Here is a 24,165-nt window from a genome sequence, read left to right on the forward strand (position 1 = left end):
GGCCTCCTATTTTTTCTGTAATAAGTGGAATGCAAACCCACCTTTATCACCTTTTATATAAATTGCAACCATATTGCCTTTTTCATCATACTTCGCTGAGTCTTCATCAAACTCTATGTTTCTTGCTTTTAAATAATTAACCGCTCTTTTTAAATAGTTTGTTTTGTAAGCAACATGTCCGTTTTGTCCGAGGTAAGGTGCTTTAAGTACTTCTACGCCTGTTCCTACAAATATTGAACTATTGCCTTCTTTAACAGGATGATTAAATAAATCTGCAATATCGCCTGCAACTGATTGTGCTTGGGCTTCTGATGGTGCATTGATTCCTATATGTGCAAGTTCAAAGCCTAACATTTGTGATACAGCTTCTTTTGTAAGCTCTGTAATTTTATCAAATTGTCCGTTGTTAATAAGGCTTGCATCTACCATCCAGCTGCCGCCGCATGCAATAATTTTGTCAAAAGATAAGTAATCATTAAGGTTTTTAGCAGTGATTCCGCCAGTAGGCATAAATCTCATTTTTGTATAAGGTGCTGCCATAGCCTTAATCATTTTGATGCCGCCAGCTGCTTCTGCTGGGAAGAATTTAACAACCTCTAAACCTAGTTCGATAGCTTGTTCTACGTCAGATGGATTTGTACAGCCTGGCGTAATAGGTATCCCCTTATCAACACAGTATTTAACAACTTTAGGGTTAAGTCCAGGACTAACTATAAATGCTGCGCCCGCTTCTACTGCCTCATCTACCTGCTCTGTTGTAAGTACTGTACCTGCACCAACTAACATTTCTGGCAAATTCTCTGTAATCGTTTTGATAGCTTCTTTAGCACATGCTGTTCTAAAAGTAACCTCTGCTACTGGAAGACCTCCGGCGCACAACGCTTTTGCAAGTGGGAGTGCATCTTCTACTCTGTCGATTTTAATAACTGGAACAATCCCAAATGCTTCAAGTTTATCTAAGACATATTGCATACTTGTACCTCCTGTTATTCTACTACCTTATTTTTTTATTAATTATTTTTATATTATATATTATTTTTTTTTAGATGTATAGCTTTTTTATGATTTTTTTTTATATTTTTGCTTATAATATATAATAATTTGTTATAATTATGTCATACCCTTAAAATATTATTATTTTTACTAAAAATATTTCTGCTTTTTTATAATTCTTTTTTATATCTCTATCTTTTATTTACAGTTTTTTGATATACTATAACCATCTAACCGGAAACTTATACCACAAGGAGGTACATATGAATAGCATTTATGATAATTTAGATATATTCACCAATCTATTAGATCTACTTGAAAATCATTTTGGCAGCAACTGTGAAATTGTTTTACATGATAATACTAAAGAATACGAACATACAATTGTAGATATACGCAATGGTCATGTAACTGGGAGAAAGGTGGGTGACTGCGGCGGTGTCTGGGGGCTTGAAGTGATGAGTAATACTTCCAGTGATACACATATTTATAATAAAATCGTTCACACAAGAAATGGTAAGATTATTAGAGGGTCCTCTATGTTTCTTAAAGATGAGAAAGGTAGTAATATTGGTTCTGTTTGTATTAATATGGATATAACTGATTCTTTAAAATGCGAAGAGTTTCTTAAGCAGTTTAATAACTATTCTTCTCCTACGCCTTCTTCCAATGAATTATTTACTACAGATGTCAATCAGCTTATGGATAATCTGATTCTGCAGTGTGAAAATATGTTCGATAAAGCACCATCAAACCTTACCAAAGAAGAGAAATTAGAAATCGTTAAGTTTTTAGATGCCAAAGGCGCTTTTCTTATCACTAAATCCGGTGATAAGGTTTGTGATTTTCTTAATATTTCAAAATTTACCTTGTACAATTATCTGGAAACTATTAGACAGTCCTAGGCTTAAAATATATTTAACACCCTAATAGATAAAGTATTTTAAAACAACATAAGAAGGTGATAATAAACAAGTAGTCTATGCGTTGTTTATCATCACCTGCAGCTATTGTGTATTCTCCTGATAGGATCTGGAATACTTTATATTTCTCATTTTTAGTATACTTTTCTATTTTTGGATTTCCCCTGCCTGCCAGGGTGTTTTCCAAGCGTCTTTATCTTTAATCTCTTTATTAAACGGCTAATCTACTATCAAGATTGACCCTAATTTCGATTTCTGTCTCGTTGCATTCTGATATCACCTGTCTTGATATAAGTGCTGCCTCTTCTGTCCCTCCATTGAAGCACTTGTTACCATTAATAAAAATTTCTTTTATAACATATTCACCATACTCTAAATCTTTGTGATTACTATATTTAATTGTGATGCCCTTGTTCGCAAATACAGTCCTAATAGTAATAATCCCCTCTTTATCGAACTGCATTTTAAGAAGCTTAGGTTCTATTTTCAAATCACCTAAACTTCCTTTTATCCCAAACATTTCTGTAAGAGCAGTGAGAATAAACCAGCTGGCAGCACCTGTGAGGTAAGGATACATCCCTCTTCCTTTTTCATTAATATACTCAGGTATTCCTGGATAAATCCTACTTTTCTCAAAGCTACTACAGTGCTTATATAATGTACTGAGTACCTTATAGCCATCTCTCACATAGCCCCTCATATAAAGTGCATTAGCATACATGACTGCCATGTGACTAAAAACTGCTCCATTTTCCTTATGTCCATAGCCAAATCCAAATAGTCTGCCCATATCAGTTTTAAGCTCTCTAAAAGGTGTATTTAGCCTGTAACCACCAATCTTTTTATCATATAAATAATGGTTTGCCGACCTAATAATCTCCTCTACCTGATCATTTTCCGCAATGCCTCCCATAATAGTAAAAACTTGGCTAGTGAGCATCATACGAATACCCTTTTCATGGTCCCCCTCAACTTTTTGCCCTTTATTATCGTAATATCCATTAAACCATCTATAACCTTCTTTACTTTGAATCCACTCATTTTTCCTTAAATGATTAGTGAGCCACGCTGCCTTTTGCTCTAAGTTTTCGATAAGTGCATCACTCTGTATTTCTGCTGTTGCGCCACTGATATTATGCTCACAGGTTTTAAGATAGGCTGCAAGCACCTTTCTCTTTTCTTCTATATCTTCGTAATTGCAGCTTACTAAAAGAAGAGTAAGTTCTTTGGCAAGTAAAATGGTAGTTTGTGCTTTTTGTTCTTTAAGTATTTGAATAAGTCTTGCTATTTCTTTTAAATTATACGCATAAAGAGCTGTAAAAGCTGCACTTTCTCCTTGTTCCACAGCCATATCCAGTCCATCATTCCAGTCTGCTCCATGAAGGCACATAGTGTTATGCTGCCCGACATCATAAAAAGCTGTCAGATGCTGCACCAAAAGATGTTCTAGAATACTACCCTTATAGACACTGAGCTTTTCATCAAGCTGACTCCTTCCATAGCTACTATTCCAACAACTATCCTTTTTTTGCCCTCTTGCTATCTGCGGATCTTTAAAATAAGAGGTTTTTTCAAGCAAAAACATCACATCTCCACTTTGCTCTATGTATAGTTTGGTAGTAAGAAACGGCCATGCACCGTGGTCCATCCATACCCTTGTAATATTATTTCTATCAGCTATAAATTCCCCTTGCCCACTACCTATAATAGTGGCATTGGTGCCATCAAAGCGTACACCTCCAAAGTTGCTTATCAGCATATCTTTAACCTTTTGGGGTTCCATAATCAAAAGAGCCAGGCAGTCCTGCCATAAGTCTCTCCAACCTCTACCCCCTCTTCCATAATCATGGTGCGGTAGAAATGAACAACCATAAATTCTTCTTAAAATAGGCTCTAAAGAAACCCATTTCATCCATCCGTCAAGCTGTCTGTCTCCAGTCTCAAAAGTAAGATTAAGCTTTTGATTCCAATACTTAATGGTTTCTTGAAAATGCTTGTCAAACTTCTTCTCACTTAGGTACTCTGAAGCTATATCCTCAAAATATGCCCCTTTTGCATCTATACCTATAGCCACAACATACGTCTTGCTTTTCCCTGGTGAAATCATCTCTGTAGCAAATCGAAGACCTCCCATAGCCTCATAGGCTTCAAAACACTCACCTTCCTTAGTTATAGAAGGCTTGTTTCTTATAATAGCTTCAGGGTTTTCAAGGTTTCCTCCTTGTCCTATAAACTCCTCAAGGATAGGAAAGAAAGCTATAGGACTATTACCTTCATCATCTCTTCCAAGGACGCCATAGGTCATTTCATTAAGCTTATGTCCTCTCTCATCAAAGGTAAGTGTAGGCTTTACAACAACCCCGTCTCTCGTTGTATAAATGCGGTGCAAAAGAGAGGTCACATGGCGGTGGTCCCTTAAATTGTCTGCTGATCTTGCGTAAATAGGAACTGCAGCAGTAGGTGTTACCCTCATTATACTTCCACTCATATTGGTAATAGTTATTTTAGTAAGTTCAACTTGATGCGGGCCAGCAGGAACAAAAGAAGTAATCTCTGCCTTAAGGCCAAGATTCTTAGAACTTCTCTCAAGTTTATGCCATAATATGCCTGCTGTAAGCTTAGTCTCTTCTTTATCTTCATTAAAAAGACCAGCTTGCTGCACAGCAGATAGCCCTGCTACAGACCAAGCTCCTTTTCCCTCTATGTAGACCCAAAAGTTTCTTGCCATTCTTGAATTATGTAAGTCTTCACCGCTTACCGGAAGTAGTGCAAAGGTATTTTGGCCTGTTTTTGCATCACCATTTAAGGTAGGTGTTATACTGCTCATCATTCCCGCCTCATTAGTAAGGGGAAAATAAAGATAGCTGCTAAGTTCAGGTGAATCTAATTGAAAAGTGCCTTTATCATCAATAAAAATCCATTGGCTGTTGTTATTCATTCTTTATCACCTTTCTTTATAAATAGGCTCCTTGTTTCCTTAAAGTATTTTGAAGCAATAAGATATCAATCTCTTTGGGCAAAATCTCTTTTTGGCTGCAAATAGCAGCAGCCGTTCCCGCTGCCTGCCCCATGGCAAAGCAAGCTGGCGTAACTCTTAGTGAGCCTTGCATTGCCCTGTCCGCAGCAATAGTTCTGCCTGCAACAATAATATTTTTTAGTTCTTTAGGAAGCAGTGCCCTATAAGGAATACCATAAGATTCTCCTGCCTTATACTTCATATTTTTAAACTGATTGTGACTCCTATCCAGCGCATCATCTGATGGAATAGAAGCGTGTATATCAATTGGATAGGCATATCTTGCTATGTTATCTTCAAACAGTTGCCTATTCATATAATCTTCTTTCGTTAGTTTATATTCGCCAATGATTCTTCTTGACTCCCGTACCCCAATAAAAGGTCCTGTTGATGCGAGTTCTGCATGCTCTGCCCCTGGAACATATTTTTTAATAAACTTAAGCAGCTCCGGAATTAACTTTCTAGATTCAATCTCCGCTCTTGTTAAGTCTTCTGTTTTTAATGGATTAACTTCATATACGTGACCAAAGTTGACCCCCGCCATATGCCAACTTTGAAGAACAAAGGTTGCAACAGACTTTTCGTTAAAAGGAAATTCTCCATTTTCTCTAGCACATCTTACCGCAAGATCTAGATTACCTGTCTCTTTTGATTCTTTCTGATAAGCTATAAACTTCTCACCATCAATACCCGCAAGTCTAAAACACAGTGTCACTGCTTGAACTAATCCATCAGCATCACCATACTCAAACGCTCCATCTGATAATGCAACTAAATCCGCATCCCCTGTACAGTCAATAAATATCTTCGCCTGTATTTTCTTCAGCCCTTCTTTGCTATGAAGCAAAATAGTCTTCACTTCACCATTCTCCGTTTCTGTACCAACCACATTGGTATGAAAAAGCATTTCAGCTCCACTCTCTAACACAATATCATCAAGAACACGTTTCAACACTTCTGGATCAGTATTCACCCAATCTAATCCTTGTATGCCATTATCTTCTTCTTTAAATGGATTCTTCCACGCTTCTTTTTTTAATCCTTCAAGTATTTCAAGCCCTACGCCTTGAATGACAGGTTTTTCACCGTCACTGAAAGGACAAAAAACAGGAACGGATGCATTCGTTAGCATCCCGCCTAAAAAACCGTATCTTTCTATTAAAAGTACCTTTGCATTATTTCTAGCTGCCGAAACCGCTGCTGCTACTCCTGCTGGGCCTCCTCCTGCAATAACAACTTCATAGCTTTCGTTATAAGACATTTTATCTGTCTCCTTTCCTACAAATTCGCTAAATCTACTTAAAAGTTACCCTTTTACTGCGCCACTCGTCAGTCCTTTGATAAACTGCTTTTGCATTAATAAAAATACAATAATGATAGGTATAGCTACTAACATAATACTTGCAAACAGTGGCGTCCAGTTAACAGACGTTTCACCTCTAAACTTAAGAAGCCCCATAGGTAAAGTATATTTATTCTGATCCATATTAATAATCATTTGTATAAAAAAATCATTCCAAACATTCATTCCTGAAATAATAATGACAGTTGCAAATACAGGCTTGCTCACTGGTATTAAGATGTCAGTAAAAAGTTTCAATTCTGGACATCCATCAATTTCTGGTGCTTCAAGTAAATCTTTAGGAATTGTCTTGAAAAATCCTGCAAAAATGAGGATAGCAAAAGGCAAGTTTAATGCCGAGTAAGTCAACACCATGCCAACATACGAACTTATCATATTGATGCTCTTAAGAAAAGAAAAGAGGGAAATGATAAAAGATTGTGTTGGTATGGACATCCCTGCCAAAAAATATAAATATATGTATTTACTTCCCTTAAAATCTCTGCTAATTTTATATCCTGCCATAGCCCCTGTAATTGAAATACATAAAACACTTATGCCAGTTATAAGTAAACTGTTTAAAGTATATTTGCTAAAATTCATTTTGCTCCATGCATAAATATAGTTATCTATAGTAAAACTCTTTGGCATTCCAAGAGGGTTAGCCATAAAATCCGGCATCGTTTTAAAAGATGAGAAAAATATCGCTGATAAAGGATAGAGTATAATTACTGTAGTGAGTATAAGAATAATATAGGTAATGACCTTGGGCATTATTTCTCCTTTTTTCATATCAGAATGCCGTCTCCCTTCCCTTTAATACTTTTAATTGAATGGCACTTATTACGCTAATAGCAATGAGGAGTACTGTAGACACAGCTATTCCATATCCAAATTGCTGTGTGTCATTAAAGGCCACTTTATATATGGCAGTACCTATAACTTGAGAAGCATTCCCAGGGCCTCCATTTGTCAAAACAAAGACATGTTCAAATTGCTTGAGCGTACCTACTGTTGTGAGAATAACATTAATTGTAATAGATGGTGCAATAAGCGGTAATGTAACATGCTTAAATTTATAGAATCGTCCACACCCATCCACTTCTGCTGCTTCATACAACTCTTTAGGAACAGATTGAAGCCCCGCTAAATAAATAATCATTGAATAACCCATAAACTGCCATATATTCACTGCTGCAACATAATAAAGCGCTGTTCTTCCACTGCCTAATGGGTCAGCTCCCAATAGGCCGCCAATACCCAGTGCCTCAACCATTGGTTTCCAAATCCCAATTACAGGACTCAAGATAATTGCCCAAACAAAGCATATCGCAGAAGTATTAAGCACCGACGGCAAAAAAAGTACCGTTCTAAAAAAATTATTTCCTTTGATCGCCTTATTATCCACCATGATTGCAAAAAACAATCCCAATAGATTCTGAAAAAAGGTCACTATTATGCAATAAACAATTGTGTTTTTTATGGATAATAAAATAAAATTGTCTTTGAACATATCGATATAATTTTTAAAACCTACAAAATTAAATGTTTTTGAAAGTCCATTCCAGTCAGTAAATCCGTAAAGTAAAGATGATACTGCTGGAAACAACCTAAATATGGAATAAATCAAAAGTGCAGGCAAGAGAAATAGGGCAGTACTTACTGATGCTCTTGACTTTCTTGTTAGTTTCATAAGAACTCCTCTTTTCTTTATCAGGAAAGGGAGTATTAAACTCCCTTTTCATAGGTTTTATTATTTTACAACGTCTTTATCTTGCTCTAACTGAATAGCTGCTGCAACTGACTCTGCCGTTGCTCCTGTCTCCGCTTTTTCTATAAGTTTTTGGAATTCAATATAGACTACTTTTTTAGCATTTGGTGATAGAAAAGCATGAAACATAGGTGTCTTTGGCAGTGCATAGATAGGTGCTACTAACTTAGCTGTTGGATGAAAATCTGATGTAACTCCCTTTACTGTTCCAAATTGCTTTGCTTCATTACACCAAAGCTGAGCGTTCTCAGGTTGTGAAATCCAATTAAGGAATGTGCTGGCTGACTTTGCATTTTTTGATTGTGCAGCTACAGTCATAATTGTTCCATTTACATAAGGTGCTTTATTAGCTGTCCCCTCATTTGATACATAGGCAAACGCACCCACTTCAAATGGCGGTTCGGCTTCTGCAAACTTGTCAATAGACCATGCCCCGTTTGGAATCATCGCAGCCTTACCTTGGCTAAATGCCTGATAAGCCTGTGTATCATCAAGTGACAGGGAGCCATCTAAGATATATCCTTTATCAACCCACTCTTCGAATTTTTTAATTGCCTTAATAGAAGCTTCATCTGTCCATTTCGCCTCTCCAGTTGTAAGCTTATTGAGCCATTCTGTATTATTAGATAATAAGTCATTGTATAATAACCCAATAAATACATGAAGCTGATCACTCTTGCCGTATGTAACAAAAGGAATTTCATTATTGCTCTTTAGCACTTCACATACTTTATCCATTTCACTCATAGTAGTAGGTTCAGATAAACCATATTTAGTAAATATATCTTTGTTATACCAGACAACATAAGACTGAGCTGTCATAGGAATACCATATACTTTGTCATTAACTTTTGCTGAGTCTATTACGCCGTCCGTGAAGTTATTAAGATACTCTTCCCCTGTTATCTCAAAGAGCTGGTCACTTTGAGCAAGAACCGGATAATCAGCTCTTCCTGGTGTGAACACGTCTATCCCGTCTGCCCCAGCTACAAGTCTTGTTTTATATACATCTGCATAATTGCTTCCTGATTGCTGGTCCCAAACAAGGGTAATATCAGGATAATCCTTTTTAAATTTATCTATTACTGCTTGATATTGTGGCCCGTTTGTTACCATTACAACTTTTCCACCAGATGCAGTTTCTTTTGCTGATGGTTTGTCTGAGCTTTCTGACACAGCCACAGTCTCTTGCCCTTGACTATTTTCTTTTTGGCCACAGCCACTCATACTGACTGCCAGCATCAGTGAGAGTATGAAAAAAACTGTCATCTTTTTAAAATTTTTACTCATAGTATATACCTCCCATTAATTTGATGATATGCAAATATAATAACTTAGCATATCTAAAATAGTATTTTTTAGTGCAAATTAATTATAATATATTTTAGAAAACAAAAAAGGAGATAATAATAACTAATATAGTCTCCTTTTATTACTTCTTTTCAAACAGTATCCTATCTTGACTTTATGGGTGCAGTTTTATTACTCATTCTGAATTCTCCCGGAGTAAGCCGAGTATATTTCTTGAACAATTTCATAAAATACTTTTCGTTGCCATACCCAACTTTCTCAGCGATCTTCACAATTGTTAAACCAGTCTCTTTTAAAAGCAGTTTAGCATGACTCATTCTAACTTCCGTAAGATAATCAATAAATGATTTACCTGTTTCTTTCAAGAAAACCCTGCTTAAATACGAGGCATTGATATGAATCTTGTTGGCTAACGACTCTAAAGATAGGCTTTCACAATAATTCTCATTAATATAGGCTACTGCAAAACTAACGATTGTACTTAATCCTGCCATCCAATGTTTCTCGTCATAAATCTTATCATTTTTTGATTTGAGTGCCTCAAGTGCTACAGGTACTTCATTCAACATATATCCTCTTTCACTAGACAAATAAATAAGTTCTACATCCTCCGGCTCCTCAAACAGTTTATCTATACCTGCACAAAGCTCCCTTGGCATTTCATCGGCCCACAACGAAACCCAATAGTCATCTTGCTTGAAAGCACAGCCACTATTGCTACTTTTCAAAGCTTCAAATAGCTCTCTTAACGCTGCATCTGATTTTAATTTAACTATTTCTTCTGCCCCCCCTTTTACCTTCGAAAGAGGTCTAACGACAAAAATGACGTATTTCAAACTTAGTAAACTGCTATCATTTTCATGCCACTCTTGCTCAAATGCGTCTGTTCCCTTTTCAATCATTTGTTTAATTGTCTTTTCTAGCAAAAAAGCATTAGCTTCATCTATCGTCTGCCCAATGATTTTTTGATAACTTTCTGATAAATGTTTTTTAGAAATCTCCTTTTGAACACGCTTTAACGTCTCAACAATTTCCTCTGGCATCATTGTAGGTTTATGAATATAATCCTTGACTCCTAAAACCATCGCCCTTTTGATATACTCAAATTCATCATAGCTGCTCAGTACCACTACTTCACATTGATAACCCTCTTCTCGTATTCTTTCAACGAGCATTAGCCCATCCATCTTAGGCATACGAATATCCGTAATTACAATATCAATATCCTTCTTAGCAAGAAGCTGTAAGGCCTCCTCCCCATTAGTTGCCTCAGCCACCAGACAAAATCCATTTTCTTCCCAGGTTATAAGGGTTCTTAATCCTGTTCTAACTAATACTTCATCCTCTACAATCATGATGTTGGTCATTCATTTCCCTCCCCCTCAAAGCAGGCCATGTAAGTTCTATAGTAGTTCCTAGATTTTTTTCACTGTAGATTGTCATCGCAGCCTTATCCTCAAAATTTAATTTCAATCTGTCATAAACATTTTTCACCCCAAGACTACTGAAAGTATCTTTGTTTTCTCCCTCTTCAATAAGCAGTTTTGCTACTGTTTTCTCATCCATTCCATCCCCATTATCTCTAACTATTGCTTTTACGCTCTCCTCTTCTTGTTTAAAAATAATTTCGATCAGCCCTTCTTTTTTCTCAAGGGGAATACCGTGAAAAATAGCGTTTTCAACTAGAGGTTGCAAAATAAATGGAATGGTAAAATAAGACCTTATTTCTTCCTCACAGACAATTTGTAAAGTGAAATGATCGTAGCGATGCTTCATTAATTCGCAATACGCCTCCAATATTTTCAAATCCTCCTCAATGCTTATTAATGCGCCCTGACACTTAGCCGCAGATCTCAGAAGATAAACAAAAGATGTCAGAAGCTTTGTCATCTTCTTATTACCTTCCATCATAGCAGTCAAACGAATACTATTAAGCGTATTATATAAAAAATGTGGATTAATTTGTGCTTGAAGGGCATCTATTTCCGTTTTTAATCTTTGATATTCTTTTCTATGTATTTCTTCAATCAGTTCTTTAACTTTGTAAGTCATATGATTAAACCTATCTATCAGCTCGCCCATTTCATCCTGTTTGTCATACTCAATTTTAGTTTCAAAATCACCACTTGAAACTAATTTCATTCTTTCTAGGATCTTTTTGATCGGCTTTGCAATGCTATAAGAAATAAAATTAGCAAATACAACAGCTACCATAATAATAATAATAGTTACCATCATCATTATATTTCTTGTTTGTTTTATTTCTTTTAACAGCTCATGTTTAGGGGCGTAATAAACGGTTTGCCAATGGGTTAAAGAAGAAATGTTTGATATTTCGATAAACTCTTCAGCTTTCTCTATTGCACTATCTGTGATAAGCTTTCCTTGAGCATCATAAATTGCTACATAACCTTCCTTAACAGAACTTAGACCTATTTTACTAAGATGGTCTACACTGATATTGATTTGAAGCACGCCAAGAGGCAAATAGGTCACATCATCTTTAATAACTCTGCCAAAAGTAACAAACTCTTCTTTTGTTCCACCTATTTTTAGCAGCTGATTGTCTATTCTTTTTCCAGTAAGCACCCATCTTCCGTCTGCGGCCACCGTATCTTTAAACCATTTTTCCTCCGAAGAATCAAAGTCCATATTCCAAGAATAACCCGTACTATAGTAATAATTCAGACCATTACATCCATGTAATAAAATAGCTGATATGCCAGACTTTCTATTGCATATTCCCATAAAATAATCAGATATTTCTCTTTGCAACGTTACATTCATAAATTTTTCATTCGTGACATTCTCACTGCTTCTTTTTAAAATCTCTTGAACATAGGTGTTTCTTGTAATGTCATTTGAAATATCATTGATATCCATAAAATAGTTATTGTATTGCTCATTAATGGCATTCCCCGCTATTCCCAGCTGCTTTTTTGTCTTGCTTTCTAGTACCTTCACACTACTGAAATAGTTAACCGCAGTTACAATGGCTAGGGGAATAGTAATAAGGACTATATAACCTAGCAGGATTTTCTTTTTTAAGTTCATTCGACTTATACTTTTATAAAATTCCATTTATTTACCCCTATATTCCCTCCAGCATTTTAATATCATTAATGCGTATTAACTTAATTATAAAGACTTCTTTTGGTATAATCAAATTTTTTAATAAACTGAATTAACATTGTTTAGTTCCCTTTTTATACTTTAAATACAATAAAGTAAGCGGGAGAAAAAGTGATTTTTCTCTCCGCTTTACGATTGTAGCGACTATTTTACGTTTCAACTTCGCCTTCTTTTACACTCCACCTAGCTACTGAACTTCTCCTTCTTCTACTGTATCCAAGGGTACTGTTATATAAATAGGTGTCGTATTTATTATAAGATTATCAAAGTTTGCTTCGGAAGAAGCAGTTCTCACCCCAATTTTACCCGCGCTAAGCTGTGAATTATTTACGCCTTTTTCTATAACTGGCTCTATATTCCCATTCCAATAGGTTTTTATGATATTGTTTTCTATATTTATTTTAAGTAGATACTGGGTATTTATATTGATATTTGTTGAATAGGCAGCTAGTTGAGTCATGGTTCCCCCGAGCTTTTGATATAACTCAACTCTGTCATTACTATCATTAATACGTATCATATAATAATTGTTTGCATCAACATATCTGAATAATAACCCCGCATTTCCATTACTTGTCAAGAGCTTTATGTGTCCCTTAAAGTCCATATCAGTCCACGCATCTCCAGTTACCGCAATGCTGTCTGCATGACTTGTAGTATGAAGCACTTGAGAATCTCCATCTGTTATCACTCTCCATACACCTCCCCGAGTCTCCCAGCCTGCCGTACTGCCATCCTCAAAATCAAAAGTGTATTGCGCTGGATAAGAACTTGGCGGTGGAGTGTATAACGTCCATTTTGCATATACGGTTGTGTCATCAGTTATTCTCATTGTAATAAAATCAAAAGTTGTGCTATACGTACTATCTGTATACCAACCCTCAAAGGTATGCTCTGCTAAGGTTGGTACAACTAGTGGTTTATTAGCATAACTTCCATCAACAACATTCTGGCTAGCCACTAGACTTCCTAAACCTGTATCAAAAGTTACAGTGTAATAGTCAGGAACTTGTGGCTCGCCGTGGTATTCATACGCACCAATATCTGGCGCGCCATAAGGAAATGTATTTCCAAAAAAATCAACGCCTGTATTATATAAATTAATGGATGTTCCCATATTCAAACATGGCGAGCTGGCTCGTAACTGATAAGCTGTTGCTGATGCCCAGCTGGTGCCTGCCCCTCCGGCATTTACGAATAAAGGATCCTTGATAATCTTCCCAGGATCATTGGGTACCGAAGCATTGTCCCCATAAAAACAGTTATTACTGTATGTCACGGAGCTGTTATTGGTGTATGTACTGCCAGACCTATTATAGAATATATTATTGGAAAAATTTGTTTTGCCTACTCCCGATGAAGCTGAGGTCAAACTCCTTTGTTGTGCTACACCTGGCCCTCTGTAAAATACATTGTTATAAACTGCAAGAGAACCATTGCTGCTATTGTATATGGCACTTCCAAACATATCTTTGTCATTCTGAGATATGTTATAACGGAAAACATTTCCATCTGTATTAGCCATAACCAGTAATGTTCCGCCTTCATTATTATAACTATAATTGTACTGATAAACTGAATCATAAACAAACTGATCAAAGTCCCAAGGTTGTCCATCGCCACTCAGCTTTTTTGTATTGGAGGCTACGTTGTACTGAAAAACCGCTCCCTTGCAGTAATATGCCCACTGTGCAGCTACAACTTCATTATACGGCGCATACTTTACTACATTTGAATCATAAACTGCGCATTTACCGATAGCATCTGTTGTATTATATTCTATCAATGGATTGGTGGATGATCTGACTAAAATGCCGTCGCGATAGATTTTTTCAACATAGTTATTGCGTATTCTTACATTTGTAAAAGCATCATAAAAGTGAATCCATCCTGATGGCATTGGACTAAGAAGTACATCTGTCATCGTTTGAATACCAGTATCCATTACATTACTGACTATACATCCTTCTACCAAAATATCATCCCATGTACTTTCCACGCCTCCTAGTGTATTTCTTGCGTGGAAGTTTATTCCCCCTCCCCTTCTGCTATTACTGAAAATATCATGTACATAGCAGTTTTTTATGTAGATATGCCTGAAATGCCCTCCGTTAGCACCTTCCCCCACTACCCATATACCATTACGCAGCCTGCTGGCAGCAAATTGCCCACTGGTAATTTCAAGATTATTGATTTGCCAGTACGAAACATTTTTGAGACGTACACCAAATCCCTCTCCATTTACCTCTGTATCTCCAAAATTGATGACAGGCTTTGGTCCACCGCCATAGCTATCTACAATAATAGGCTTATCAGCTGTGCCTGAACCTTTAAGATCTAGATATTGGTTATCCCAAACTGCTCCTGCCTTTAGTAATATTTTATCACCTGGCTGGAATGTCATTGCATTCAACTTATCTAAAGTCTTCCACGGTGATGTATCTGATGTTCCTAAGTTGCTATCATCGCCTTCTACTGCATCAACATAATAAATTGTCAATTCACTAGCTTTCGCCTGTATGCTTCCTACCATAGAAAACATTGCCACTGTCATCGATACTACAAATAGCTTTCTAAGTAATCTACTTAACATAAAATTTACCCCTCCATTTGATCTACATTTCATTGTATTTCAAAAAATTATACTAGCCTTTTTTATAAACCATGTACATAAAAATTGTCTTAATTTCAAATAAATGTAACTTTTATTGTATTTATTCTTTTATCACACACAACTTTATATAACATATTTATATTATAAGTGTATTTAGGCAGTAAAAAAGTAGTCAATTAGCACTAAATTAGTCTTCTTTTTTTACCCCTCTCATATCTAGTATCTTATTTTTACCTTTGGGGTGTACTTTTTTTGACCTACATATACTTTCGATCCATAAGACCATCCATTTTGTTGTAATCATATCACTTGGCATTACAGAAGATTACATGACCCGGAACTCCTGTTTCATAACATCTACATGTTCCTTTTTCTTTTTCCCCCATATTATGTACGTCTATAATTGCTATAATAAGTAAAACCATAACATAACCCCCCCTTAGAATGAATAAAAGACCGCAGTACCCGAGAAGTAAACTCAGATACCGCAGTCTTTTAATAATCCCCATACATAATTCCTCATAACCGAACCCTTCTCCCAATTCTCTTAAAGGTAACATTATCTCTTCCTCCACGAAATGACCCTATCCTGCATGGTCTTACATAATAGAAATCCATGTAAATCCCCACACCATATAAGCAAACATCAAAGCTCCCCAGAAGGCCCCCCAGCCCGCTTCCTTATTAGCATGAATATTCTCCATGATCGCTATAAAATTAATAAAAAATAAGAATCCTATAATGGGCATTATGTAAATTACGATAATCATGTCTTCACTTCCTAACTTCAAGGCATCTAAAGCCTATTGACTTTCAATCTTATGTAATGGTTAATAAAATAGCTCATATGTCTTAAACATAACATCTTTTTTTATACTTTTATACAATTATTGTTTAAGATGTCGTTTTTTATGTCTAAGATGTCATCGAGGGGGGTTAAGTAGCTGCAGCGCGCACGTAAAAAAAGACTGTGCACAGCTTTAGTGTACCAGCCCCTTTAACCAATCTTAAAAATTCAGCTTATCTGCTCCAAATAGCAGTTCAACTATCCATCCTGTGATTAAAAAGCATGTGATAAAAATTCCTGCCCCAAGCCAAGTTTTTTTAGGATTATCATAATATCTATCCGGGAAGATGTCCAATTCTATCTTAGTATATTTGAGCAGTATAAATCTTATTGCTAAATATTCAAGATATGAAAATATTAAAGTAATAAAAGTCATATTAATTGCTCCTTAATATCTCAATATGTAATCGTTATTATAAGATGCAGCAGTTCCTGTTGCATTGTGGCTATATGATCTAGACCTGCCATAAACTCTTTAAGTAGATTGGTTTGCTTTTTTTGATTCATCGTATCTTATTAAAGCCGCATAAACCGCTCCTTCTACTCCTTTTCTTATAATAAAAAACAATCCCAACGTGAATATTAATATTTCTAATAAATTCATTTTAAACAACAACCTTTCTTTATTTATTATTATTCTGTAATATGAATAATTTATGTCCCTGTTTCTACCATATACAAATCTTCACCATCAACTATTAAATAAAATTCACGATGCGAATCTTGAAGTTCTTAGACAACAAAAGGCGCCTTGACCAATAAGATTATTAATCAAAGCCCTTTTATAATATACAGCGAAAATTTAATTTAGTGCCTTATCAGGATAATAACTATATATTAATTGATTATCTTGATTATATCCTTTGATATCGTCATTAGGTAAAGACCTTTTAACTTTATCTATAAAGTACCACATCCCTATGTCTTTTAATAAGAAAGCTTCATCAGCTCCTATCGTTATTCTTGTAATATTAGAATCATAAATTACACCATATGTAAATGTAATTGTTTCAAAGTTATTCCATGTCCATATAAGCTTATTTTTATAAACGCTATTTACAGAGTTTATTAATGGTATTGCTCCAGTGTACTTTTTCATAATCCATCTATTACGTATTGTTTTTTTTACTAATGCGGAATACAAGTTGTTTAATACGTCTCTATAAAAGACCAGGCTTTCAGTATCGTTTATTTTAGCAACTGTCACTACTTCTGATATTTCTATCCCTTCACCATTTTCACTTAATATCCCTTTTATTGTAGTACTAGAAGGATACTTTTCATTCAGCTTGTAAAAAACACACAGTAAAATAACAACTATTATTATAGCTTGCAAATACTTTCTAGATAATCTATTCATTTATTTATGACCCATCCTTATAAACTATAATATGTATAAATTAATAGGCAAGACCATCAAGAGTTGCATCTAGAGACCATTGCTTACTCGTGGAAGAGAGTGAAAAGCTAGGACCTGAAGGAGATAGAGATATACTTCCGGTTGATGATTGATAGGTATGTATATACCCAAAAGTTCATAAAATACTATATATTAGTTTTCTTCCAATATCTTCGTCAATCTATAATTTTTTATTAATGTTCACTCCCTCTGTTTTAATATTTTATAAAATTTTACTTCATTGAACTTTTTCTCTCTTTTACCATATATTCTTAACTCTTAATTCTTAATTCTTAATTCTTATTAATAATCAACACCGGTATTATCTTGCAAAACGAATGTGCTGATAATATTTTCTCCATCTTTATCGTAAACTGGTAATTCTATAGGAGTCTTTCTATTGTTTTGCTGCTTTATAGCTTCTTCTGGTGTATTAGGTGGTGATTCAAGATCAGTAGATTTGATATATCCCAGAGTCCCATGTGTACCATAGACTTCAATTAAATCAGGTTCTTCTTCATAATTATCAATGTGAGGTCCATATGTCTGACCATTTTTATTTAATGGATATAAACTTACATTTTTAGTAGTTAGTTTTTCTAAATTATTATTTTTAAATAGCCCGCCGCGACTATAGAAAACAGCCAATAAAACTGTTGAAATTATGATGACAAATATACAGCTGATTCTTAATTTAGATAACCTCTTATGCTTCATAATTAACATTATCCTCTCATTTCTGGGTATTCATCACATAAAACTTCTATGATAATATTTTATTTACTTAACCCTTTTAAACTGTTTCATTTCTTTAGGCACTTCCCCTTGATAGGCAAACCAATTGCCCTACATATTTCATTAAACTTAAAGCGTACTTTTTAATTCCCCTCTCCCCCTTTCGTATATCCCATAATAAGTATTATAGCTATCCATCCTAGAGAAAAGATTATATATACGCTGTACTCATATAAGTAAGCATAAAAAACTGCTATTAGCGTAATTAGTCCAAAACTTATACTTAATCTCCTAGCTATATACTTATATCTTATTTTCTCTCCTCTGTCTCAAACTTAACATCTTTTTTTACACTTTTATACACTTATTGTTTAAGATGTCATTTTTATTGTCTAATATGTTATCAGATGCGTTTAAGGGTATAACTATTTTTAAATAAAATTCATTTTCTGTATGTTGAAGCACTAGTTCTGATTCGTATTTTTCCACACATCTTCGTATATTTTTTAGCCCTAGTCCATGCAGTATTTCATCTTTTTTATGGGTGATAATCTTTTCACCTTTTAGCTTAATTGGGTGTTCTTTAGGGTTTTTTATTTTAATCACTAAAAAACGTTTAACCTTAGAACCTTCTATATGGATATATCTCTTTCTATCTTCACTTTTTATATTTTGGCAAGCTTCTATAGCATTATCTAAAGCATTGGCAAAAATACTGCATAAATCTTTAGGTTCTATAAAACTGCATCTCGTTAAGTCTAGATTGACTAGCAGATCAATACGCTCTTTCTCACACACAATGCTTTTCTGCCTAAAGAGAGTATCTACTACTTTGCTGCCTGTTTGAAAGACTTGTTTCATGCTCGGTATTTCTTCCTCAATCGACTGTATATATTGGCGCAGTTGCTCCTTATCTTGTACCAATCCTTTAATACATTCAATATGATTATTCATATCATGATAAAGTTGCCTAACCTGTTCATGCTCCTTTTCTAGCTGCATATAGTAGCTGTACTCCGCTTCTTTTTTATCTTCATAACTTTTGTAAGCTAATTTAACCTGATAGTCCCGAGTCATTTTTCTTATCATTACAACAAGCGATACATTTGCTAAAACAATAAGCAGTGTCATACCTAGGATCATCGAGTAATAGTTCTGTGTGTTAATAGCCATCTTTGGTGCATACTCAAAAATAAAAATCAGTACTAAACTGTTGGCAGCTAAGGGGAGTAATATGTAGATGATGTCATGCTGATCATTATCTATAGATATTTTTAATTTTTGATAAACTAATACAACACTTACGAATAAGACTTTTGCTAAAATAAAAAACAGAAGCTTTATATAACCAGGTTCTAATAAAGACATATGAGATTCTAAGCGATAGAGTCTTGTTATAAGCCCCAGCATAATGCCTTCGCTTCCAAGAGACAACATCCAAAAAACAGCTGTCACTATACTATTTTTAACCCAAGAAACATGATAACTTATTTGGTAGAAGCCCCAAGTCATGATAATTATTATAATAACCTTTAGGATGGGCAGAACATCAAATACATTTAAAAGAAATTCTGCCCCTACCATCACGCTAAATAACTGATAATACCTTTTTGTTGGAATCTTTATCAAGCTATTGCTATCTATTAGGATCTTCAGTGCGGTCCAATCAATTAAACTAGATATCAAAAAAATTATTGACCAAAAAAGTGGTGTTTTTATCATGGCTATTCTCCTATTATCTTCGCCAGCTCTTTTTTTAAAGTCTGCATTTTTAAGCGGCTCACTGGAATCTCTTTATCTTTTATAAATACTGAATCTTTAGTAATGCCTTCCACATAGTTTAAGTTAATTAAACATGACTTTTGACACCTGAAAAAATGTTCCCCTTTCAACGCCTTTTCTATAAGACTTAAGGACATATAAGTAGGGTATATTTGTTGGGTGGTGTAAACATTGACCTGACGCCCATAGGTTTCAGCATACAAGATGTTATCTACCCTTACTTTATACGTTGCTTGAAGACTTTTTACCCATATATACTGCTCTTTTCGTTTTATAATAGCTTCAATACAAGGCTTTACTTGCTGAGTAAATATTTCATACTGGATAGGTTTTGTTAAATAACGCCTTGCACTTACTTCATAGCCCTGCTGCATAAACTCTGTGAGTCCCGTTATAAAGATGATCTCTGTCTCTGTATCAAAAGTTCTAATTTTTTGTGCAGTCTCCATTCCCGACAGCTCTTTCATTTTAATATCTAAAAAAATAATATCTACATGATTAGGATAAGCATTTAATAATTGCTCTCCACACTCAAATTCTATAATTTCATAGGCAGTATGCAGCTCGCTAAGCACGCTCTTTAAGTAATCGTTAATTTTATTTCTATGTATTTCATTGTCTTCGCAGATCACACATGTAAGCATATTGATGTCTCCTCTAACTTTTATTCCAACTTTCTATTATTTTACATCAAAATTCCCTCTTGGGAACCATATTTGTCTAAATAGTCTAGGAATAAGTTTGAATAGCGCTGCTTATTTCCGGTTAAATAAAAAATACGAGAGTCTTTTTATAAGTCTCTCGCACTTTTTAGTTAATCGTATTATATTTTTAAATCTACACCGCTCTTTTTCTCTTTCAACATAATTTCCGCTATATGAATAATCTGCGCGCCTGCTTCTACAGGGTATAAGCCTCCACTGTGGATATTAGAAACTACTGTTCTTTGCGACTCTGGTTTTGACGCACTCGACTGATAGGCCATATAGGCACTCATACTTTCCCCTGTTGCAAGTCCCGGTCTTTCTCCTACTAATAAAATAGTGACCTCTGCCCCTACCGCCTCTGATATGTAGTCCATCGTTGCCACTCTACCATACCGTACAAAGATGGGCGTTCCTACGGTGATGCCTCTATGTTTAAAACCGTCTGTTAAGATCCCATAAATATCTTTTAAGTTGGCATCAATCGCTGGGGAACTCAGACCATCCGCTGCGATGATTTGTACAGCAGGCTGGTGAATACACGTGCTTTTTATGTCCTCCAGCGTTTCCTCAGAAAACCTTCTTCCTAAATCCGGTCTTCTGATATATTCTTCTTTATCATTAATGAGAGTGTTAACTACCTTAAATCCGAGGCTTTTAACAAGCTCTTCATCTGCATGAGACCACACTGCATCCATGGCTATTGCATGATCTTGTCTGAACTTAAGCAGTTCTTTTGTCGTCATCCTTGCCCCACTACGTCCTATATGAATTCTAGCAGGAGTTATTACGCCTATATCCATACTTTTACCTCCCTATTTTTGCTGTTTTGAGCATCTTCGCCCCTATTTGATAACCTAAATTTCTTAAGTTTTGCAATTACCTATCTATTATTTAACCTTTAATCTAACACTTATAGTGCCACTGATTTTACGCCCTCTTTTTTGTCGGTTGATTGCGACGCATTTACTTTAGAGAGTAACTTAGGTGCAAGAACAGCTGCTAAAATAACCGCTGTAATACCTGCTGTAAGCTTTCCTAACACCACTGCGAAAATCATATCCGGATTAACCCCTGCTGTAAAGCCAAGATGATCCCCAAATACAAAAGCTGCCGATACCGCAAAGGCTACGTTTAGTATTTTACCTTTAGCATCCATTTCGTGCATAATATTAAACATCGGAATATTATTAGCAAGGGTTGCCACAAATCCCGCTGAAGCCTTTTCTTCAACACCCAGCATCTGCCCAAATTTCATAAGGGGTTTCGCAAAGTTTGTGGTAATAAAATGCACCATCGGAAAAGCTCCGATTAATACAATGGCAATAGCCCCTACTATCATAATGCCTTCCTCTAAGGGCACCACGCCCCCGTTTTTATCTGCATCCACCATCACATCAAAAAGCGGAAATCTAAGACCTGTTTGATATTGGAAAACTGCTATAGCCGTACCTATGGTAATAATAATGGTAATCGCATTACCAAACTTCATAAACCCATCCATCATCTGAGCAGGCTTAAACCATAAACCTACAGCAATGAGTCCCGCAATGATAATAACCGGCACAAGGTTAATAAGAATTTCTCCAAGGCTTATTTTATACTGTGTCATATTCATCGTTAAACCACCCACAATACACCCAATAGGTATGGTGATTAAACCCACTAAAATACCACATGCCAAATACGGTCTGTCTTCTTTTTTAATAATCGATAAAGCGACCGGAATAGTAAATACAATGGTTGGCCCCATCATACCCCCAAGTATTAAGCCCGCAAAATTACCAATGGTTTCGTTATCCCCTGCAAGCTGCATAGCCAGAGGGTATCCCCCCATATCATTGGCTAAAAGCGTCGTTGCAAACATAGCCGGATTTGCACCAAGCAGCTGATAAACCGGAGCAATAATAGGCTGTAATATAATTCTTAAAACAGGTGCCAGCGCAACCACCCCTATCATAGCTATGGCTAAAGGCCCCATGGCATTAAAGCCTTCATCAAACTTCTCGCCATAACCTCTTTTATTCCCTCTTACTTTATCAACGGCACCTACGACCATAAAGATCATCATGATTACCATAATCACCATGTTAACAGACATGTTATGTGAAAACTCCTCAAAAGATGCTGCTAAAACACCCCAATTCGTTATATTCTGGATTAGTTCATTAAACATTTTACAATCCCCCTGTCCTTATTATTTTAAATAGGTATGACCTTATGTACGCTACTAGTCAGTCTATAGAAACATCCTATAATCTCCAGCCCGCTTAGTCAGCCTGCCATCTTTTAGAATCTCCAGTTCTTCCATACGCTGATTAAATTCAGCTATAGGCGTCTTGCCTGTTATTTCCCTAAGAGCTGCTACATCATGATAACTGGTACTTTGATACATCAGCATCACATCATCCCCGGCTGGCACGCCCATATAGTAATTACAGTTTGCCTGGCTTAAGAGAAGTGCTAGATTCTCAAGGTCATTCTGATCTGCTTTCATATGGTTGGTGTAGCATACGTCCACTCCCATCGAAATCCCCGTTAGTTTCCCCATAAAGTGATCTTCAAGTCCAGCTCTTATAACCTGCGCCCCATCATATAAATATTCCGGGCCAATAAAACCCACAACCGTATTAACTAAATAAGGTTTGTAACGTTTGGCAAAACCATAACATCTTGCTTCCATCGTCAGCTGATCAACATTGTGGTGTCCTTCTGAAGAAAGCTCTGAACCTTGTCCTGTTTCAAAATACATGTAGTTAGGCCCTTTGGAACTTTTTTGCTGACGCATCATTTCATAAGCCTCATCCATCAGTGCAATGTCTATTCCAAAAGCTCTGTTTGAAATCTCTGAACCCGCAAGACTTTGAAACATCAAGTCAATAGGTGCACCTTTTTTTAGAGCTTCCATCTGAGTCGTCACATGGGCAAGTACACAGTTTTGTGTCGGGATAGCCCATTTGTTATAAAAATCGTAGAAGGCTTCTAAAATACGTTTAACATTATCTACTGAATCATTGACTGGGTTAAGCCCGATCACCGCATCGCCTACTGCATAACTCATCCCTTCCATAACTGACAGCATCACCCCTTCAACATCATCGATCGGATGGTTCGGCTGAAGTCTCGCTGAGAGTGTTCCTGGCTGACCTATTATTGTATTGCAGTAAGATGTGACAACCAGTTTATTAGCCGCATACACTAAGTCCATATTACTCATAAGCTTTGTAACAGCAGAAATCATCTCCGCTGTTAAGGCTGGTCTTATGCGCTCTATCTCTTCTTTTTCCACACTTAAAATAAAGTCTCTCAGTTCTCCCACTGTCATCTTTTTTATACCTTCGTAAATATCTCGGTCTATACTTTCTACAATAAGCCTTGTCACTTCATCTTCTTCATAAGGAATAAGCGGATTATTATAAATGGTCTCCAGCGTAATATCTGCTAATATCATTTTTGCCGCTATTCTTTCATGGGCAGATAAAGCAGCAATACCCGCCAATGCATCCCCTGACTTTAGCTCATTGGCTTTTGCCATCACCTCTTTTAAACTCTCAAATTGATACGTTTTATTTTGTAATGTAATTTTATACACTACC

20 protein-coding genes are annotated in these 24,165 nt (G+C 35.9%); 1 reads left to right on the top strand and 19 read right to left on the bottom strand.

What is annotated here, in order from left to right; translation table 11 throughout:
* Positions 1-6: 6 nt before the first annotated feature.
* A complete protein-coding gene (locus BN3326_RS11385; RefSeq protein WP_069999348.1) occupies positions 7-972 on the bottom strand; it encodes a bifunctional 4-hydroxy-2-oxoglutarate aldolase/2-dehydro-3-deoxy-phosphogluconate aldolase in 966 nt (321 codons plus the stop codon).
* A 284-nt stretch (positions 973-1,256) separates the two neighbouring features.
* Here BN3326_RS11385 and BN3326_RS11390 point away from each other — a divergent pair, with 284 nt between their 5' ends.
* Positions 1,257-1,898, top strand: coding sequence for a helix-turn-helix transcriptional regulator (locus BN3326_RS11390; RefSeq protein ID WP_069999349.1), 642 nt, complete (start codon positions 1,257-1,259; stop codon positions 1,896-1,898).
* 229 nt (positions 1,899-2,127) lie between these two features.
* Here BN3326_RS11390 and BN3326_RS11395 read toward each other — a convergent pair whose 3' ends face one another.
* The 18 genes from BN3326_RS11395 to BN3326_RS11475 form a co-directional block, all read right to left on the bottom strand.
* Complete coding sequence (locus BN3326_RS11395; RefSeq protein ID WP_069999350.1) at positions 2,128-4,854, bottom strand: GH36-type glycosyl hydrolase domain-containing protein; 2,727 nt, start codon at positions 4,852-4,854, stop codon at positions 2,128-2,130.
* Positions 4,855-4,870: 16 nt separating this feature from the next.
* Positions 4,871-6,193 (bottom strand): FAD-dependent oxidoreductase, encoded by a 1,323-nt coding sequence (locus BN3326_RS11400; RefSeq protein WP_069999351.1) that lies wholly within the window; start codon positions 6,191-6,193, stop codon positions 4,871-4,873.
* 45 nt (positions 6,194-6,238) lie between these two features.
* Positions 6,239-7,066 carry a carbohydrate ABC transporter permease gene (locus BN3326_RS11405; protein ID WP_069999352.1) on the bottom strand — a complete coding sequence of 276 codons (828 nt, stop codon included), beginning with the start codon at positions 7,064-7,066 and terminating at the stop codon, positions 6,239-6,241.
* A 1-nt stretch (position 7,067) separates the two neighbouring features.
* Positions 7,068-7,967, bottom strand: a complete 900-nt coding sequence (locus BN3326_RS11410) for a carbohydrate ABC transporter permease (RefSeq protein ID WP_069999353.1) — start codon at positions 7,965-7,967, stop codon at positions 7,068-7,070.
* 60 nt (positions 7,968-8,027) lie between these two features.
* The gene (locus BN3326_RS11415) at positions 8,028-9,335 is read right to left on the bottom strand and encodes an ABC transporter substrate-binding protein (RefSeq protein WP_069999354.1); all 1,308 of its coding nucleotides are present in this window, start codon (positions 9,333-9,335) and stop codon (positions 8,028-8,030) included.
* 164 nt (positions 9,336-9,499) lie between these two features.
* The gene (locus BN3326_RS11420; RefSeq protein ID WP_069999355.1) at positions 9,500-10,723 is read right to left on the bottom strand and encodes a response regulator transcription factor; all 1,224 of its coding nucleotides are present in this window, start codon (positions 10,721-10,723) and stop codon (positions 9,500-9,502) included.
* On the bottom strand, positions 10,695-12,437 hold the full coding sequence (locus BN3326_RS11425; RefSeq protein ID WP_069999356.1) for a sensor histidine kinase: 1,743 nt from the start codon (positions 12,435-12,437) through the stop codon (positions 10,695-10,697). The genes BN3326_RS11420 and BN3326_RS11425 overlap by 29 nt, the downstream gene beginning before the upstream one ends.
* Before the next feature lie 238 nt (positions 12,438-12,675).
* A complete protein-coding gene (locus BN3326_RS11430) occupies positions 12,676-15,081 on the bottom strand; it encodes an InlB B-repeat-containing protein (RefSeq protein ID WP_069999357.1) in 2,406 nt (801 codons plus the stop codon).
* Between the two features lie 326 nt (positions 15,082-15,407).
* Positions 15,408-15,662, bottom strand: a complete 255-nt coding sequence (locus BN3326_RS11435) for a hypothetical protein (RefSeq protein WP_069999358.1) — start codon at positions 15,660-15,662, stop codon at positions 15,408-15,410.
* Between the two features lie 39 nt (positions 15,663-15,701).
* A complete protein-coding gene (locus BN3326_RS22010; RefSeq protein WP_171903819.1) occupies positions 15,702-15,872 on the bottom strand; it encodes a hypothetical protein in 171 nt (56 codons plus the stop codon).
* A 237-nt stretch (positions 15,873-16,109) separates the two neighbouring features.
* Complete coding sequence (locus BN3326_RS11440) at positions 16,110-16,325, bottom strand: hypothetical protein (RefSeq protein ID WP_069999359.1); 216 nt, start codon at positions 16,323-16,325, stop codon at positions 16,110-16,112.
* 426 nt (positions 16,326-16,751) lie between these two features.
* A complete protein-coding gene (locus BN3326_RS11445) occupies positions 16,752-17,309 on the bottom strand; it encodes a hypothetical protein (protein WP_069999360.1) in 558 nt (185 codons plus the stop codon).
* Between the two features lie 342 nt (positions 17,310-17,651).
* Positions 17,652-18,065 carry a hypothetical protein gene (locus BN3326_RS11450; RefSeq protein WP_069999361.1) on the bottom strand — a complete coding sequence of 138 codons (414 nt, stop codon included), beginning with the start codon at positions 18,063-18,065 and terminating at the stop codon, positions 17,652-17,654.
* 366 nt (positions 18,066-18,431) lie between these two features.
* Positions 18,432-19,805 (bottom strand): ATP-binding protein, encoded by a 1,374-nt coding sequence (locus tag BN3326_RS11455; protein WP_069999362.1) that lies wholly within the window; start codon positions 19,803-19,805, stop codon positions 18,432-18,434.
* A 2-nt stretch (positions 19,806-19,807) separates the two neighbouring features.
* On the bottom strand, positions 19,808-20,509 hold the full coding sequence (locus BN3326_RS11460) for a LytR/AlgR family response regulator transcription factor (RefSeq protein WP_069999363.1): 702 nt from the start codon (positions 20,507-20,509) through the stop codon (positions 19,808-19,810).
* 179 nt (positions 20,510-20,688) lie between these two features.
* Positions 20,689-21,372 (bottom strand): ethanolamine ammonia-lyase subunit EutC, encoded by a 684-nt coding sequence (gene eutC, locus BN3326_RS11465; protein WP_069999364.1) that lies wholly within the window; start codon positions 21,370-21,372, stop codon positions 20,689-20,691.
* 110 nt (positions 21,373-21,482) lie between these two features.
* Positions 21,483-22,745 carry an ethanolamine utilization protein EutH gene (locus tag BN3326_RS11470; RefSeq protein WP_069999365.1) on the bottom strand — a complete coding sequence of 421 codons (1,263 nt, stop codon included), beginning with the start codon at positions 22,743-22,745 and terminating at the stop codon, positions 21,483-21,485.
* A 63-nt stretch (positions 22,746-22,808) separates the two neighbouring features.
* Positions 22,809-24,161 (bottom strand): ethanolamine ammonia-lyase subunit EutB, encoded by a 1,353-nt coding sequence (locus tag BN3326_RS11475; RefSeq protein ID WP_074463609.1) that lies wholly within the window; start codon positions 24,159-24,161, stop codon positions 22,809-22,811.
* Positions 24,162-24,165 lie beyond the last annotated feature (4 nt).

Source organism: Cellulosilyticum sp. I15G10I2 (assembly GCF_900095725.1).
Taxonomy (GTDB): domain Bacteria; phylum Bacillota; class Clostridia; order Lachnospirales; family Cellulosilyticaceae; genus FMMP01.

Bases quoted from the DNA above. Each gene is read 5' to 3' on its own strand.
- BN3326_RS11470 (WP_069999365.1), bottom strand. From the start codon at position 22,745: ATGTTTAATGAACTAATCCAGAATATAACGAATTGGGGTGTTTTAGCA.
- BN3326_RS11435 (WP_069999358.1), bottom strand. From the start codon at position 15,662: ATGTTACCTTTAAGAGAATTGGGAGAAGGGTTCGGTTATGAGGAATTA.
- BN3326_RS22010 (WP_171903819.1), bottom strand. From the start codon at position 15,872: ATGATTATCGTAATTTACATAATGCCCATTATAGGATTCTTATTTTTT.
- BN3326_RS11430 (WP_069999357.1), bottom strand. From the start codon at position 15,081: ATGTTAAGTAGATTACTTAGAAAGCTATTTGTAGTATCGATGACAGTG.
- BN3326_RS11455 (WP_069999362.1), bottom strand. From the start codon at position 19,805: ATGATAAAAACACCACTTTTTTGGTCAATAATTTTTTTGATATCTAGT.
- BN3326_RS11385 (WP_069999348.1), bottom strand. From the start codon at position 972: ATGCAATATGTCTTAGATAAACTTGAAGCATTTGGGATTGTTCCAGTT.
- BN3326_RS11440 (WP_069999359.1), bottom strand. From the start codon at position 16,325: ATGACTTTTATTACTTTAATATTTTCATATCTTGAATATTTAGCAATA.
- BN3326_RS11415 (WP_069999354.1), bottom strand. From the start codon at position 9,335: ATGAGTAAAAATTTTAAAAAGATGACAGTTTTTTTCATACTCTCACTG.
- BN3326_RS11390 (WP_069999349.1), top strand. From the start codon at position 1,257: ATGAATAGCATTTATGATAATTTAGATATATTCACCAATCTATTAGAT.
- BN3326_RS11420 (WP_069999355.1), bottom strand. From the start codon at position 10,723: ATGACCAACATCATGATTGTAGAGGATGAAGTATTAGTTAGAACAGGA.
- BN3326_RS11395 (WP_069999350.1), bottom strand. From the start codon at position 4,854: ATGAATAACAACAGCCAATGGATTTTTATTGATGATAAAGGCACTTTT.
- BN3326_RS11460 (WP_069999363.1), bottom strand. From the start codon at position 20,509: ATGCTTACATGTGTGATCTGCGAAGACAATGAAATACATAGAAATAAA.
- BN3326_RS11410 (WP_069999353.1), bottom strand. From the start codon at position 7,967: ATGAAACTAACAAGAAAGTCAAGAGCATCAGTAAGTACTGCCCTATTT.
- BN3326_RS11450 (WP_069999361.1), bottom strand. From the start codon at position 18,065: ATGAAGCATAAGAGGTTATCTAAATTAAGAATCAGCTGTATATTTGTC.
- BN3326_RS11405 (WP_069999352.1), bottom strand. From the start codon at position 7,066: ATGAAAAAAGGAGAAATAATGCCCAAGGTCATTACCTATATTATTCTT.
- BN3326_RS11400 (WP_069999351.1), bottom strand. From the start codon at position 6,193: ATGTCTTATAACGAAAGCTATGAAGTTGTTATTGCAGGAGGAGGCCCA.
- BN3326_RS11445 (WP_069999360.1), bottom strand. From the start codon at position 17,309: ATGAATAGATTATCTAGAAAGTATTTGCAAGCTATAATAATAGTTGTT.
- eutC (WP_069999364.1), bottom strand. From the start codon at position 21,372: ATGGATATAGGCGTAATAACTCCTGCTAGAATTCATATAGGACGTAGT.
- BN3326_RS11425 (WP_069999356.1), bottom strand. From the start codon at position 12,437: ATGGAATTTTATAAAAGTATAAGTCGAATGAACTTAAAAAAGAAAATC.